The sequence below is a fragment of the Cupriavidus sp. DF5525 genome, from assembly GCF_040149425.2.
GTDB classification, from domain to species: domain Bacteria; phylum Pseudomonadota; class Gammaproteobacteria; order Burkholderiales; family Burkholderiaceae; genus Cupriavidus; species Cupriavidus pickettii_A.
This window is the reverse complement of record NZ_CP168265.1, coordinates 1,008,059-1,021,601: the sequence shown is the minus strand read 5'-3', so window position 1 is coordinate 1,021,601 and position 13,543 is coordinate 1,008,059. Positions and strand designations below refer to the sequence as shown.

Sequence of the window (13,543 nt, the reverse complement as noted above, 5' to 3'; positions counted from 1 at the left end):
GCCGGGCTTGTGGCTCGGGTTCAAGCGGTGCGCGTCTGCATGAAAGACCGCCTCATAAGCGGCCGGATGAGACAACCACTGATGTCGTGTGAACCAACGATGATACTGCAATGCACCAGCGCGGTCTACACCATGGCTCACGGTTGTCAGGCCCGGCTGGTGAGGGATTTCCCCGAGGCGACAGCTTTTTTCCCGCCCCTCAATGTCTTTACTGAAATACAAAGTGGTACATGAAGGCGTTTTTTTGCTAGCATCGCAGCACTTGCGTGTGCCACGGGCCGTACGCAGCACATTCACCAAAACCGGGCCATTGACCCGCAGCAACAAAGCCGCAACTCCGCCTGAATGGCCACCGACCAGGAACTGTCCGATTTTCTTGCCAGCGTCGAGCGGCGCGCCTTCAAGCAGGCCGTGTTCGCGGTCCGCGACGACGAGGCGGCACTGGACATCGTCCAGGACGCCATGATCAAGCTGGCCGAGAAATACGGCGACAAGGGTGCCGCCGAACTGCCGCCGCTGTTCCAGCGCATCCTGCAGAACACCATCCACGACTGGTTCCGCCGCCAGAAGGTGCGCAACACCTGGGTGTCCTTGTTCTCCAGCCTGCGCGATGACCGCGACGGCGGCGACGACACTGACCTGCTGGAGACGCTGGAGGCGCAGGCCGGCTCGGAATCGGCCGAAAGCAGCGCCGACAAGGTCGAGCGCGCGCAGGTCATGCACATCATCGAGCAGGAGATCCAGCGCCTGCCCACGCGTCAACGCGAGGCGTTCCTGATGCGTTACTGGGAAGATATGGACGTCGCCGAGACCGCCGCCGTAATGGGGTGCTCCGAAGGCAGCGTCAAGACGCACTGTTCCCGTGCCACGCATACGCTGGCGCAAGCCCTGCGTGCACGGGGGGTCCGACTATGAGCATAAACGAGAGAGAAATCCGCGAACGCCGGTTTGTCCATGAGGTTCGGGCGGCACTAGACGCCGCCGCGGACGACCTGCCGGCCGACATTACTCAACGGCTCGCCGCCGCGCGCCGGATGGCGCTCGCCCGCAAGAAGGCCGCGGTCACCGTGCCGGTACCGCAACTGGCCATGCCGGGACCGCAGGTCACCCTGTTCGACGATGACGACGCCTCGCCGCTGCACCGTGCCGGTGCCTGGCTGCGCCGCCTTGGCCTGATCTGGACGCTGGTGGCGCTGGCCGCCGGCCTGATGGGCATCTACCACTGGCAGGAGCAGAAGCGCATCGAAGAGCTGGCCGATGTCGATGCCGCCATGCTGCTCGACGACCTGCCGCCCACGGCCTACGCCGACGAGGGCTTCCACGTCTTCCTCAAGCGCGGGCAATAGCATGGCACCCGCAACGTCCCGCTCCGACGCCCCGCGCCGCCGGCTGGCAGCGCTGCTGCTGGCTGCGGCCACTACCGCCGCCTGCTGGGGACTGCTCCCGCCCGCGGCGCACGCCCAGGGCGCTTCCGGCGCCACGCCGGCATCGCAGGCCGCCGCCAGCGCCCGCCCCGCCTGGACCGAGCTGAGCCCGGTGAACCAGCGCATCCTGGCGCCGCTGCAGCCGCTGTGGGACACGCTGCCGGAACTGAACCGGCACAAGTGGCTGCGCATCGCCGAACGCTACCCGAAGTTCTCGCCAGCGGAACAGGCCCGGCTGCAGGCGCGCATGGCCGAGTGGGTCAAGATGACGCCGCAGCAGCGCCGCCTGGCGCGCGAGAACTACCAGATCACCCGCTCGCTGCCGGCCGAGAAGAAGGCCGAAGCCTGGGACAAGTACCAGCAGCTGCCCGAAGAGCAGAAAAAGAAGCTGGCCGCCGCCGAACGCGTGCCGCACCGCCCTGGCGCTGTCAGCGCGTTGCCCAGCGGCAAGCGCCTGCCCAGCGACACCAGCAAGCAGATCCGCCACGGCTCTAAATCGGCTAGCGCTGGCGCCCATGCGGGCAACCATGCCGCGGGCAAGCCGGCCAGCGAAGCCCAGGCGGCTTCGGCCCCGTCCGTCGCGGCAGCATCGGCCGCGGCGCCCGCTGTCCCGGTAGCGCCCGCCGCTTCCGCCGCCACCGCTGCCGAAGGCACCCCGGAAGCCGCCGCCGCGTCGGAAGACACCGCACGCCAGTAGCTGGCGGGTGTCCCCGCCGGGTAACCCGCAAGCCATTTGCGGCAAGCCCTTTGGCATAATGGTCGTCTTGCCGGGCGCGACATGCCTCGCGCCCGCCCTGCTTCTGTCGCCTTCCATGCCCGCCGCCACTCTCCGTCCCAAACCCGTCGACCCCAAGCCCGCCGCAGCCCCTGCCGCGCCGCCCCTGCGCCGCCGCTTCGCCTGCATGCTGTACGAGGGCGTGCTGCTGTTCGGCGTGCTGAGCGCGTCCACCGCGGCCTACCTGCTGGTGCGTCCGCTGTTGCAGCGCATCGGCGCGGACGGTCCGTTGACCATCCAGTTGTGGAGCTTCCTGGTGATGGGACTGTATTTCACCTGGTTCTGGCAGCGCACCGGCCAGACCCTGGCGATGCAGACCTGGCGCATGCGCGTGGAGAACGCCGCCGGCGTGCCGCCGCGCTGGCCGCAGGCGGCGCTGCGCTATGTGCTGGCGTGGCTGTGGCTCCCGCCGTCGGCCGCGGTCGGCCACCTGCTGGGGTTGGTGAAAGGCCCGTTCGTCGGCGTGCTGTGTGCCGGCCTGCTGATCTGGATCCTGCTGGCCTGGCTCGATCCGCGCCACCAGTTCCTGCACGACCGCCTGGCCCGCACGCGGCTCACTGACCTGCGCCCGCCGCCAAAGCCATGAGCCTGTCGGCGGCCGGCATCCGCCGTATCGCGGTGGCTTTGCAGACGGCCGCGGCGCTGGGCATCGCCGCCGCACTGGTGCGATGGGGCGGCTGGCCATGGGCCGGCGCCGTGATCGCCGGCGTGGCCGTCATCTTTGGCGGACTTGCCAGCGGCATTGCACTCGCCTTTGCCATGACCGACCGCGGCCTGTGGGTCGGGCGCGGCAACCACCCGCCCCCTCCGCCCGCCGAACTTGCCGCCACGCGCCGCCCATTGCGCCTCGCTGACGCGCTGCGCTGCTACCTGAACGAGTACGTGGCCGTGCTGCGCATGTTCGACTGGCTGCAGCCGTTCCGCGCGCACGCGCCCTTTGCCGCGCCGGCCGACGCCCTGCCCGGCCGCGACGCGCCGCCGGTGCTGCTGGTGCACGGCTATGCCTGCGGACACGCCATCTGGCTCGACATGCAGCCGAGCCTGGCCGCCGCGGGCTACCGCTGCGCAGCGATCGACCTGGAACCGGTGTTCGGCGATATCGACGACTACGCGCACGCGCTGCTGGCCGCCATCCGGCGCCTCGCCGCCGAGGCCGGCCGCGCCCCGCTGCTGGTATGCCACAGCATGGGCGGCCTGGCCGCGCGCGCCGCGCTGCAACTGGCCGGCGACGAAGACGCCTGCGCCGGCGTGGTGACGCTGGGCAGCCCTCACCACGGCAGCGCGCTCGCGCGCTTCGGCGGTGGTGACAATGCGCGCCAGATGCGCTGCGGCAGCCCGTGGCTGCGCGCGCTGGCCGCCACGGAAACCCCGCGCCTGCGCGCGCGCATGATCTCGGTCTTCAGCTGGCACGATTCGATCGCCGGGCCGCCCTGCACCGGCTGGCTCGACGGGGCCGGGCATATCCCGCTGTCGGGGATCGGGCATGTGTCGCTGCTGCGCCATCCCGCCGCGGTGCGTGCGGTGCTGGACGCGCTGGCCGAACTCTCCGCGCGCGGGCGCTGAGGTCCGCCACCGGCACAAGCTGTTCCACTTCCGCCACGCTTCATGTGGCAGTCATGTTTCCGTCACGGCACCGTCATCGCACGCTGGCTGAATGCAGCCATCGCCGCAACCGGGACTGCCATGGTGCAAGCAATCCGATCTGCCCGCGGATATCTGTCGAGGGCCGTGCAACTGACGCAACGGCTGGGCCGCAGCCCAGAAAGCGGCTGGGGGAGTGATCCCAACAGCGTCGCCGCACTGACCGCCTTCATGCCGCCGGGCATGGATGGCGCAACACTGGCCCCGCCGCGTGAGCAACAGGACGCCTACCCGCCCGAGCCGCACCCGATCCACCGCTACCGCGCCATCTGGCTGTCCGACATCCACCTGGGCACGCCCGGCTGCCAGGCCAACTACCTGCTGGACTTCCTCAAGCACAACGAGTCCGAGCAGCTCTACCTGGTCGGCGACATCATCGACGGCTGGCAGCTGCGCCGCGGCTGGTACTGGCCGCAGAGCCACAACGACGTGGTGCAGAAGCTGCTGCGCAAGGCGCGCAAGGGCACCGAGGTGGTCTACGTGCCCGGCAACCATGACGAGGGCGCGCGCCAGTTCGACGGCATGGCCTTCGGCGACATCACCGTGCGCGAAGAAGCCATCCACGTCACCGCCACCGGCCGCCGGCTGTGGGTGGTGCATGGCGACCTGTTCGACGGCGTGGTCCAGCACGCGCGCTGGCTGGCCTACCTGGGCGATTCGCTGTACACGATGATCCTGGCGATGAACCGCCATTTCAACCGCCTGCGTGCGCGGCTTGGCTTTCCGTACTGGTCGCTGTCGCAGTACCTGAAGCACCAGGTCAAGAACGCGGTCAACTACATCAGTGCGTTCGAGACCGCGATGGTCGACGAGGCGCGCCGGCGCGGCTGCGACGGCGTGGTCTGCGGCCATATCCACAAGGCCGAGATCCGCGAGCTCAACGGCCAGCTCTACTGCAACGACGGCGACTGGGTAGAAAGCCTGTCGGCGCTGGTCGAGACCATGGAAGGCGAGCTGAAGATCGTCTACTGGACCACGCTGCTGGACCCGCCCGCCCCCGCCACGCGCCGCGGTCGCCGCGCCGCCGTGGCCAGCTGATCCCGGCCGGCGCGCTGCGCGCCGGCCACGCCCATCCGCATTGCCCTTCCACCGCCCCCCGAGGAGGCTGCATGAAGATAATGATCGTCACCGATGCCTGGGAACCGCAGGTCAACGGCGTAGTGCGCACGCTCAAGTCCACGCGCCGCGAACTGGAGGCCATGGGCCACACGGTCGACATGATCACGCCGCTGGAATTCCGCACCGTGCCGTGCCCGACGTATCCCGAGATCCGCCTGTCGCTGCTGCCGTCGGCACGCGTGCAGCGTCGTATCGAAGCCTTCGGCCCCGACGCCCTGCACATCGCCACTGAAGGCCCGCTCGGCCTGGCCGCGCGGCGCCATGCGATCCGCCGCAAGCTGCCGTTCACCACGGCCTACCACACGCGCTTTCCGGAATACGTGCAGGCCCGCTTCGGCATCCCGCTGACCTGGACCTACCGCTTCCTGCGCTGGTTCCACGGCCCGGCGCGCGCCGTGATGGCGCCCACGCCGGTGGTGCTGGACGACCTGCAAAGCCACGGCATCACCCACGGCGTGCTGTGGACGCGCGGCGTCGACCTGGACGTGTTCACGCTGCAGCGCCCCAACGTGCTCAACACCGCCCACCCGATCTTCCTGTACGTGGGCCGGGTGGCGGTCGAGAAGAACGTCGAGGCCTTCCTGTCCCTGGACCTGCCCGGCTCGAAATGGGTGGTCGGCGACGGCCCCGCGCTGGCGGCGCTGCGGGCGCGCTATCCGGGCGCCAACTACCTCGGCGTGTTGAGCCAACCGGAACTGGCCCGGGTGTATGCTTCGGCTGACGTGTTCGTGTTCCCGAGCCGCACCGACACCTTCGGGCTGGTGCTGCTGGAAGCGCTGGCCAGCGGGCTGCCCGTGGCGGCGTACCCGGTCACCGGTCCGATCGATGTGCTGGGCGACAGCCCCGCGGGCGTGATGCACGAAGACCTGCGCGAAGCCTGCCTGGAAGCGCTGCGCATCGACCGCGCCACGGCCCGAGCCCATGCCGAGCGGTTCTCGTGGCGCGCCGCCTCCGAGCAGTTCCTGGCCCATCTGCGCCCGGTCGCCGCTGGCAAGGCGGGCGGCGCGGCGCCCCAACCCGCATCCCACACCCATGCCGAAACCCCATCCGGAACTGCCATCCGACCCGCCTCTGCAGAGGCCGCCGCAGGCAGTCCAGAGCGCTGACTATTCGATCGAGCAGAACCCCCATAAGGGCAACCGCGGCCTGACGCGCGCCTGGCATGCGGCCATCAATTCGCTTTCGGGGCTGCGCTTTGCGGTGCTCGAGGAGAGCGCGTTCCGCCAGGAGCTGACACTGGTGGTGATCCTGGCGCCGTGGGCCTTCCTGCTGCCGGTGGACGTGGTCGAGCGCATCCTGCTGCTGGGCACGCTGCTGGTGGTGCTGATCGTGGAGTTGCTCAACTCCAGCGTCGAGGCGGCGATCGACCGCATTTCGCTGGAGCGGCACAGCCTGTCCAAGCGCGCCAAGGATTTCGGCAGCGCCGCGGTGATGCTAGCGCTGGTGCTGTGCGGCGGCACCTGGGTGGCCATCGCCGGGCCGCACGTGGTGCGCTGGGTGCGGGCGCTGGCGGGCTGATCCGTCGCTCGCCCGGTGTGCCTGGAGCAGTGGCCGGGGCCGATTGCTTATAATCGCTACCCTGCCACGATTCACCGATCGCCCGGACGCCCATGGAACCGAAACCGCAAACCGGCCCCCGCCGCACCAGGGACCGCATCCTCGACGTCTCGCTGCGCCTGTTCAATGAAGTCGGCGAACCGAACGTCACCACCACCACGATCGCGGAAGCGATGGAGATCAGCCCCGGCAATCTCTACTACCACTTCCGCAACAAGGACGACATCATCAACTCCATCTTCGTGCGCTTCGAGCAGGAGATGGAGCGCCGCCTGAAGATGCCGGATGACCGCAAGGCCACCCTCGACGAAAGCTGGGGCTACCTGCAGTACATGTCCGAGTTCATGTGGAACTACCGCTTCCTGTATCGCGACATCAACGACCTGCTGGCGCGCAACCGGATGCTGGAGACCAACTTCAAGCGCATCGTCGAGCAGAAGAAGCGGTTCGCGCACGAGATCTGCCGCCAGTTCATCGAAGACGGCGAGATGGAAGCCACGCCCGAGCAGGTCGAGGCCATCTGCACCAACATGGTGGTAATCGCCACCTACTGGCTGTCGTTCCAGTTCGTGCAGCATCCGCGCCAGTACAACGATCCCGAGCAGATCCGCGGTTACCTGCACGGCTCGAGCTATCACATCTTCTCGATCCTTGCACCCTACCTGCGCGGCCGGCCCCGGGAAGCCTTCGACCAGCTTGCGCGCGACTACGCGGCAGCCAAGACAGCCGCCGAAGCGGCAAAGGAGAAGAAGTGAAATCCGTCTGCGTCTATTGCGGCTCCAACCCCGGCAACCGCCCCGAATACGCCGAGGGCGCGCGCCTGCTCGGCCGCACGCTGGCCGCAAGCGGACTGGCGCTGGTCTATGGCGGCGGCAAGGTGGGCCTGATGGGCATCGTCGCCGATGCCGTGCTCGAGCACGGCGGCAACGCCATCGGCATCATTCCCGACGCGCTGATGCAGAAGGAAGTCGGCCACCGCGGCCTGACCGAGCTGCACGTGGTGCGCAATATGCACGAGCGCAAGCAGATGATGGCCGACCGAGCCGACGCCTTTATCGCCATGCCGGGCGGCGTGGGCACCTTCGAGGAACTGTTTGAGACCTTTACCTGGCTGCAACTGGGCTACCACGACAAGCCGGTGGGCCTGCTCAATGTCGGCGGATTCTATGACGGCTTGCTGGGCTTCCTCTCCCATGCCGTGCAGGAAGGTTTCATGAAGCAGGTGCATGCCGATCTGCTGCACGTGGCTGACACGCCGGCTGCGCTGCTGCAGAAACTGGCCGACGCGCCGCGCGTGCGCGTGGACAAGTGGCAGCAGGCGCGCGACAAGACCTGAACGCGCCCCGCCGCCGGGCTTCGTTCAGAACGACGAGCCCGGCTGCCGCAGCAACGCCAGTTCCTGCGGCGTACTCTGCCTGCCCAGCACCGCGTTGCGGTGCGGGAAGCGGCCATAGCGCGCGATGATCACGCGGTGCTTCTCGGCCCACTCCACCACATCCACCTTCCCGCCGCTGGCGTCGCGCAGCTGCGTCATCAGCCGGACCGCCTCGTCCTGGTCTTCCAGTGCTTCCGAATGCTCGAACGGCATGTAGCAGAACATGCGGTGGTGGTCGGTCGGCAGCGCGCGGTCCCTGCCGGTGGCGACGATGCGCTTGGCCAGCGCCAGCGCCTGCGCGTCGGTGGCAAAGCTGCGCGGGTCGTTGCGGAACATGTTGCGCGGGAACTGGTCGAGCAGCACCACGCGCGCGCACGCGCCCTCGGGGGTGACCGACCAGTCGTCCGTGGCGCCCTCATGGGCGGCCTGCCAGTCGGCGAGGAATTGACGGCGGATCTCAGCATCGTATTCGTCCGACTTGGTGAACCAAGGGCGGCGCGCGGTGTTCCAGCCGGCCGAACCAGGCGTATCGAACCAGAAATCGAGCACGCGTCGGGCGGCCTCAGGCAACGGGGCTGTCATGGGGCGGGAAGTCCTTTCGGTATGGAACGGCGGGCGCCTCAGCGCGCCACGTTGCGCATCCAGTCGGCGGTCTGGAAGAACGCCTGCATCAGGCGCAGCTGCAGTTCCTCGGGCAGGCCGACGTCCTGCATCGCCAGGGCCATGCAGCGCATCCACTGGTCGCGCTCGCTGACGCCGATCTCGAACGGCATATGGCGCGCGCGCAGGCGCGGATGGCCGAAGCGGTCGATGAAATGGTTGGGGCCGCCCAGCCAGCCGCACAGGAACCAGAAAAGCTTGTCGCGCGAGCCCTCGAGCGAGGGCGGATGCAGCGCGCGCAGCCCGGCGAACTCGGGCTCCAGGTCCATCAGGTCGTAGAAGCGGTCGACCAGCTCGCGCACGCGCGCTTCGCCGCCGACCAGTTCAAAGGCGGTCACATCGGGCTTGTCGTTGGATTCAGTACTCATCACATACTCGATCTGCGCGGCCGAAGTTGCTCGGTGAAGTTGCTTCAGGCATCACGCAAGGTCGCCAGCGCGGGCTGGCGCAGCACTTCGCGCAGGCCCAGCCAGCCGCCGGCAAAAGCGCACAGCATGCCAGAAACCACGCCGACCGGCACAATCCAGGCATTAAAGCGGTACGGGAAGTCAAAGACGAACTGCGACAGCCCCCAGCCCACCGCGATCGCGCCCAGGCTCGCCAGGAATCCGGCCAGCCCGCCCACCACCAGGAACTCGGCGTACTGCGTCTGCCGCACCAGTGCGGCCGATGCGCCCAGCGCCTTGAGCAGGCCGGCGTCGCGCATGCGCTCGTCGCGCGCGCCGGACAGCGCCGCGTACAGCACGGTCACGCCCGCGGCCAGCGTGAAGATAAACAGGAACTCCACCGCCGCGATCACCTGGTCCAGGATGTCCTGGATCTGACGCAGGATCATGTCGGTATTGACCACGGTGATGTTGGGGAAGGCCGCGATCAGCCGGTTGCCCATCGCGGCACTGGCCGCAGGCAGGTGGAACGACGTGATATAGGTCTCGGGCAGCCCCTGCATCGCCTGCGGCGGCAGGATCACGAAGAAGTTGACCCGCATCGAGCCCCAGTCGAGTTTGCGCAGCGAGGTCACGCGCGCCTGCACGGCCTGGCCCGCGACGTCGAAGCGCAGCGTGTCGCCGAGCCGGATGCCCAGCGTCTTGGCGATGCCCTCCTCCACCGACGCACCCGCTTCCGCGCCATCCGCGCCGTTGGACCATCGCCCCGCAATCACGCGGTTACCCTCGGGCAGCGCATCGGCATAGGACAGGTTGAACTCGCGCTCCACCAGGTTGCGCGCGCGCCCGTCCTCGAAGCTGTCGCCACGGATCGCGCGCTCGCCGATATGGGTCAGGCGCCCGCGCACCATCGGGTACAGCAGGTCGTTGATTCCCGCACCCGCCAGCAGCTTGCGCAGCGGTTCGCGCTGGTCGGGCTGGATATTGATGATGAAGCGGTTGGGTGCATCGGCCGGCGTGGCGCTGCGCCACGAGTCGACCAGGTCGTTGCGGGTCATGCCGAGCAGCAGCAGCGCCATCAGCCCCACCGCCAGCGCCACGGTCTGCAGCACCGTCACCCCGCGGCGGCGCTCCAGCACGGCCAGCGCGAAGCGCCAGCCCATCGCCGCGCGGCCGCGCAGGCGCCCGCGCATCAGGCGCGACAACAGCGTCAGCAACGCCAGCGCCAGCACCCCGAACACCACTCCCGCGGCCACAAACCCGCCTGCCGTGGTCAGTCCCAGCCGCAGGTCGCGCGCGGCCACCAGCAACAGCGAAACAAAGGCGCCCAGGCCCAGCGCATAGGCCACCCATGCCGACACCGGCGGCAGCCCGATATCGCGCCGCAGCACGCGCAGCGGCGGCACGCGCGTCAGCGCCAGCAGCGGCGGCAGCGCAAAGCCCGTCAGCAGCACCAGCCCCGCCAGCACGCCCACCACCGCCGGCAGCAGCGACGGCTGCGGCAAGGACACCTTGAGCAGGCCGCCCAGCGACAGCAGCAGCCCGTAATGCGCCACATAGCCGATCAGCACGCCGGCCAGCGCGCCGGCCGCGCCCAGCAGCAGGAACTCCAGCCCGAACGCGCGCAGGATCTGTCCGCGCGTCAGCCCCAGGCACTTGTAGACCGCGCAGGCGTCGGTGTGGCGCTGCATATAGCGGCGCGCCGACATGGCGATCGCCACCGCCGCGATCATCGACGACAGCACCGCCACCAGCGACAGGAAACGCTCGGCCCGGTCCAGCGTGGCGCGCATCTGCGGCTGGCCCGATTCCAGCGACTCGATCCGCGTGTTGCGCAGCTTGCGGCGCTCGATCTCGCCCCGCGCCCACTTCTGGTAGCTGGCGCCCACAGCGTCGGGGCCGGCCACCAGCAGGCGGTAGGTCACGCGGCTGCCCCAGCCGATCAGTCCGGTGCCCTCCAGGTCCGACAACGGCATCAGCACTCGCGGCGCGAAGTTCATGAAGCCGGTGCCGCGATCCAGTTCCTGCGTGATGATGCGGTCGATGCGGAAGGTGCGGCTGCCGAGCTGCAGCTTATCGCCCACGGCAACGCCCAGCGCGCCCAGCAGCGCTTCGTCGACCCACACCGTGCCGGGCGCCGGAATGCCCTCGGCCGGCCCCTCCGCCGCGCCCGGTGCGCTGGCCACCTTGAGCTTGCCGCGCAGCGGATAACCGTCGGTCACGGCCTTGAGCGCGGCAAGCTGGCTGGGCGCATCGCCGCCGGCCGGCGCCTTGCCGTTGGCGGTGGCCATGCTCGGGAAGGTCACGGTCTGGGCCACCGCCAGCCCTGCCGCTTGCGCCCGCTGCGCAAAGGCCGCATCGAAAGGCTGGTCCGACACCAGCAGCACGTCGGAGGCGATCATCTGGCGCGCATCGCGCTCCAGCCCCAGGCGCATGCGATCGGCCATAAAGCCGACGCTGGTCAATGCCGCCACCGCCAGCACCAGTGCGAACAGCAGCAGGTAAAGCTCCCCCGCCAGCCAGTCGCGCCGCGCCATGCGCAGCGCCTGGCGCCAGGCGGAGAAACGGCTGCCGTGTGCAGTGCTCGCGCCGGCGGCAACGGGACTGGCGGGGGTGGTCGGGGCGATGGCGGACTCGGAGGGCATCGGATTGTTCGGTTCTTGGATCCCGGCGGCGGTTCGCCTCGGGTCAGTCAGGGAAAGCCGGCGGCACTCAGCGTCCGCCGGGCAAGCTATCGGGTCGTTCGGTCCTGCCGCGCAGGCTCGCATGCAGCCGGCGCACGCTGCGCCACAGCTTGGGAATCAGCCAGATCGCGACCACCAGGAACACCACCAACAGGACCAGGAACACCACCGGCAGGAAGAACGCCAGCAGCAGGCTGCCGGTCGCGGTCAGGTCTTCAGTGAATGAGGCCGCCCAATTGGAGAACGGTTCCGGCGACACGTTGATCAGCGCGCGCGTGCCGGCCTTGGCCGCATGCGCGGTGCCGGCCAGCGTGCCCCCGATCAGGCCCGCGGCGACCACCCACTGCGGGTCGAGCTGGCCGAAGGCCGCAGCCGCCAGGATGGCGCCGGCGGGAATGCGCACGAAGGTATGGATGCCGTCCCAGACCGAATCGAAACCCGGCACCTTGTCGGCGACGAATTCGGCCAAGGCCAGCACCGCGGCCACGCCGATGACCCACCACGATTCCAGCGGCTGCAGCCCGGGCGGCAACTCCAGCAAGCCCAGGCGCGCCAGCACGCCGGCGGCGAACACGGCGAGGTAGAGGCGAAAACCGCTGGCCCAGGACATGCCCGCGGCCAGCGCGGCGGTTTCCAGCATGGTGTTCCTTGCAAGGGCGGGCGCAAACGTAGAGCGCCCTCGCAAGGAGTGTAATACGGACCGGGCAGACGGCGCGGCGGCGCGCCTTCAGCCCTCTTCCTTGCCGTCGGGCCCGAACCACGGCAACGCCTCCTGCGGCGTCAGGATGCCCAGCGGCTCGGCCATGGTGTAGCCCGGCAGCGCCTCGATGCGCCGGGCAAAGGCGGGATCGGCAAGCAGCCCCAGCACCGGGGCCATCCAGCCGGCGGTCTGGTCGTTCTTGCGCAGCGCCAGGTAATAGGCCTCGCGCGTCAGCGGCACGAAGCCCAGCCCGTGCGCCTCGGCATTCATGCGCAGCCCGAAGCCGACCTGCGCGCGCCCGCTGTGCACCGCCTCGGCCACCTTCTCGTTGCTGAATTCGGTCTCTTCATAACCCGCGATCTGGTCCGGGTACAGGCCCTGCGCGGCCAGCAACTGGTCGAACAGCATGCGCGTGCCCGAACTGCGCTGGCGGTTGACGAAGCGTGCCTGGGTGCGCGCCAGGTCGCGCAGGTCGCGGACCTCGCGCGCCACCTCGGGGGCGACGATCAGCCCCTGCTCGCGCCACGCCAGCCGCAGCAGCCGCACCGAGGTCGGCCGCAGCCACTTGCGCAGCGTCACGTGCGCCACCGAGCCCGCGGTCTGCACCGGCGAAACGTAGAAGCCGGCCAGCTCCGACTGCCGCTCCTGCAGGCAGATCAGCCCCTCCACGCTGCCGCAGAACACGGCATCGAGCTGCAGCGGCGTGCCGGCCTGGCCAAGCGCGCCGGCCAGCACCTCCACCGCCGGGTCATGGCTGCCGGTGAAATGCACGCACGTCTGCGGCTGCTGGGCGTCATCCAGCTCGGCGATGAATTCCGCCATCGCCTTCTGCACAGCCGGCTCGATCGACTCGCGCAGGCGCAGCTCGGCGCGCAGCAGGCGCTCGCCAAAGCGCGTCAGCGAGGCACCGCGTCCGCGCTCCATGTCCAGCATGCTGCGCCCGAACATTTCCTCCCAGGTACGCATCACGCCCCAGGCGTGCCGATAGGACAGGCCGATCTCGCGCGCGGCGCGGTGCAGCGAGCCGGTTTCGCGCACGGCCTTCAGGAGCTGGAACACCTTGCCGTTGGCGCGCGGATTGTCGTCCGGCGCGATCACGGGGAACAGGTCAAAGCGGAACGTCATATGTTCTGCCTTACATATTTACTTTTCGATTTTGACTGCATGACAATGAAAATCCCGGCTGTTATGTAGTTTGTCTCATTCTCTACGATCCTCGGAG

15 protein-coding genes are annotated in these 13,543 nt (G+C 69.0%); 10 read left to right on the top strand and 5 right to left on the bottom strand.

Annotated elements, in window-relative coordinates:
- Positions 1 to 345 precede the first annotated feature (345 nt).
- The 10 genes from ABNX08_RS04895 (at position 346) to ABNX08_RS04850 (ending at position 7,852) form a co-directional block, all read left to right on the top strand.
- On the top strand, positions 346 to 915 hold the full coding sequence (locus ABNX08_RS04895; protein WP_022534046.1) for an RNA polymerase sigma factor: 570 nt from the start codon (positions 346 to 348) through the stop codon (positions 913 to 915).
- Positions 912 to 1,346 (top strand): DUF3619 family protein, encoded by a 435-nt coding sequence (locus tag ABNX08_RS04890; RefSeq protein WP_022534045.1) that lies wholly within the window; start codon positions 912 to 914, stop codon positions 1,344 to 1,346. The genes ABNX08_RS04895 and ABNX08_RS04890 overlap by 4 nt, the downstream gene beginning before the upstream one ends.
- A gap of 1 nt (position 1,347) precedes the next feature.
- Positions 1,348 to 2,121, top strand: coding sequence for a DUF3106 domain-containing protein (locus tag ABNX08_RS04885; RefSeq protein ID WP_022534044.1), 774 nt, complete (start codon positions 1,348 to 1,350; stop codon positions 2,119 to 2,121).
- Between the two features lie 115 nt (positions 2,122 to 2,236).
- Entirely contained in the window at positions 2,237 to 2,785 is a 549-nt protein-coding gene (locus ABNX08_RS04880; RefSeq protein WP_349609489.1) for an RDD family protein, read from the top strand.
- Complete coding sequence (locus tag ABNX08_RS04875; RefSeq protein ID WP_022534042.1) at positions 2,782 to 3,762, top strand: triacylglycerol lipase; 981 nt, start codon at positions 2,782 to 2,784, stop codon at positions 3,760 to 3,762. Before ABNX08_RS04880 ends, ABNX08_RS04875 begins: the two co-directional genes overlap by 4 nt.
- A 120-nt stretch (positions 3,763 to 3,882) precedes the next feature.
- Entirely contained in the window at positions 3,883 to 4,878 is a 996-nt protein-coding gene (locus ABNX08_RS04870) for a UDP-2,3-diacylglucosamine diphosphatase (protein WP_022534041.1), read from the top strand.
- A 71-nt stretch (positions 4,879 to 4,949) separates the two neighbouring features.
- On the top strand, positions 4,950 to 6,065 hold the full coding sequence (locus ABNX08_RS04865) for a glycosyltransferase family 1 protein (protein WP_022534040.1): 1,116 nt from the start codon (positions 4,950 to 4,952) through the stop codon (positions 6,063 to 6,065).
- Complete coding sequence (locus tag ABNX08_RS04860) at positions 5,992 to 6,477, top strand: diacylglycerol kinase (RefSeq protein WP_022534039.1); 486 nt, start codon at positions 5,992 to 5,994, stop codon at positions 6,475 to 6,477. Before ABNX08_RS04865 ends, ABNX08_RS04860 begins: the two co-directional genes overlap by 74 nt.
- Positions 6,478 to 6,569: 92 nt before the next feature.
- Positions 6,570 to 7,271 (top strand): TetR/AcrR family transcriptional regulator, encoded by a 702-nt coding sequence (locus ABNX08_RS04855; RefSeq protein ID WP_022534038.1) that lies wholly within the window; start codon positions 6,570 to 6,572, stop codon positions 7,269 to 7,271.
- Complete coding sequence (locus ABNX08_RS04850) at positions 7,268 to 7,852, top strand: TIGR00730 family Rossman fold protein (RefSeq protein WP_349609492.1); 585 nt, start codon at positions 7,268 to 7,270, stop codon at positions 7,850 to 7,852. The genes ABNX08_RS04855 and ABNX08_RS04850 overlap by 4 nt, the downstream gene beginning before the upstream one ends.
- A gap of 24 nt (positions 7,853 to 7,876) precedes the next feature.
- On the opposite strand, the gene ABNX08_RS04845 is transcribed toward ABNX08_RS04850, so the two are convergent.
- The 5 genes from ABNX08_RS04845 to ABNX08_RS04825 all read right to left on the bottom strand — a co-directional run bounded on the left by ABNX08_RS04845 (position 7,877) and on the right by ABNX08_RS04825 (position 13,446).
- Positions 7,877 to 8,473 (bottom strand): DUF924 family protein, encoded by a 597-nt coding sequence (locus tag ABNX08_RS04845; protein WP_022534036.1) that lies wholly within the window; start codon positions 8,471 to 8,473, stop codon positions 7,877 to 7,879.
- Positions 8,474 to 8,511: 38 nt separating this feature from the next.
- Entirely contained in the window at positions 8,512 to 8,919 is a 408-nt protein-coding gene (locus tag ABNX08_RS04840; RefSeq protein ID WP_022534035.1) for a group II truncated hemoglobin, read from the bottom strand.
- A gap of 44 nt (positions 8,920 to 8,963) precedes the next feature.
- Positions 8,964 to 11,582 (bottom strand): ABC transporter permease, encoded by a 2,619-nt coding sequence (locus ABNX08_RS04835; protein WP_022534034.1) that lies wholly within the window; start codon positions 11,580 to 11,582, stop codon positions 8,964 to 8,966.
- 67 nt (positions 11,583 to 11,649) lie between these two features.
- Positions 11,650 to 12,261: a DUF4126 domain-containing protein gene (locus ABNX08_RS04830; RefSeq protein ID WP_022534033.1), complete on the bottom strand. Its 612-nt coding sequence runs from the start codon at positions 12,259 to 12,261 to the stop codon at positions 11,650 to 11,652.
- Between the two features lie 87 nt (positions 12,262 to 12,348).
- Positions 12,349 to 13,446: a substrate-binding domain-containing protein gene (locus tag ABNX08_RS04825; RefSeq protein ID WP_022534032.1), complete on the bottom strand. Its 1,098-nt coding sequence runs from the start codon at positions 13,444 to 13,446 to the stop codon at positions 12,349 to 12,351.
- Between the last annotated feature and the right edge of the window lie 97 nt (positions 13,447 to 13,543).

Bases quoted from the DNA above. Each gene is read 5' to 3' on its own strand.
- ABNX08_RS04895 (WP_022534046.1), top strand. From the start codon at position 346: ATGGCCACCGACCAGGAACTGTCCGATTTTCTTGCCAGCGTCGAGCGG.
- ABNX08_RS04845 (WP_022534036.1), bottom strand. From the start codon at position 8,473: ATGACAGCCCCGTTGCCTGAGGCCGCCCGACGCGTGCTCGATTTCTGG.
- ABNX08_RS04830 (WP_022534033.1), bottom strand. From the start codon at position 12,261: ATGCTGGAAACCGCCGCGCTGGCCGCGGGCATGTCCTGGGCCAGCGGT.
- ABNX08_RS04865 (WP_022534040.1), top strand. From the start codon at position 4,950: ATGAAGATAATGATCGTCACCGATGCCTGGGAACCGCAGGTCAACGGC.
- ABNX08_RS04835 (WP_022534034.1), bottom strand. From the start codon at position 11,582: ATGCCCTCCGAGTCCGCCATCGCCCCGACCACCCCCGCCAGTCCCGTT.
- ABNX08_RS04880 (WP_349609489.1), top strand. From the start codon at position 2,237: ATGCCCGCCGCCACTCTCCGTCCCAAACCCGTCGACCCCAAGCCCGCC.
- ABNX08_RS04840 (WP_022534035.1), bottom strand. From the start codon at position 8,919: ATGAGTACTGAATCCAACGACAAGCCCGATGTGACCGCCTTTGAACTG.
- ABNX08_RS04890 (WP_022534045.1), top strand. From the start codon at position 912: ATGAGCATAAACGAGAGAGAAATCCGCGAACGCCGGTTTGTCCATGAG.
- ABNX08_RS04855 (WP_022534038.1), top strand. From the start codon at position 6,570: ATGGAACCGAAACCGCAAACCGGCCCCCGCCGCACCAGGGACCGCATC.
- ABNX08_RS04875 (WP_022534042.1), top strand. From the start codon at position 2,782: ATGAGCCTGTCGGCGGCCGGCATCCGCCGTATCGCGGTGGCTTTGCAG.
- ABNX08_RS04885 (WP_022534044.1), top strand. From the start codon at position 1,348: ATGGCACCCGCAACGTCCCGCTCCGACGCCCCGCGCCGCCGGCTGGCA.
- ABNX08_RS04870 (WP_022534041.1), top strand. From the start codon at position 3,883: ATGGTGCAAGCAATCCGATCTGCCCGCGGATATCTGTCGAGGGCCGTG.
- ABNX08_RS04860 (WP_022534039.1), top strand. From the start codon at position 5,992: ATGCCGAAACCCCATCCGGAACTGCCATCCGACCCGCCTCTGCAGAGG.
- ABNX08_RS04825 (WP_022534032.1), bottom strand. From the start codon at position 13,446: ATGACGTTCCGCTTTGACCTGTTCCCCGTGATCGCGCCGGACGACAAT.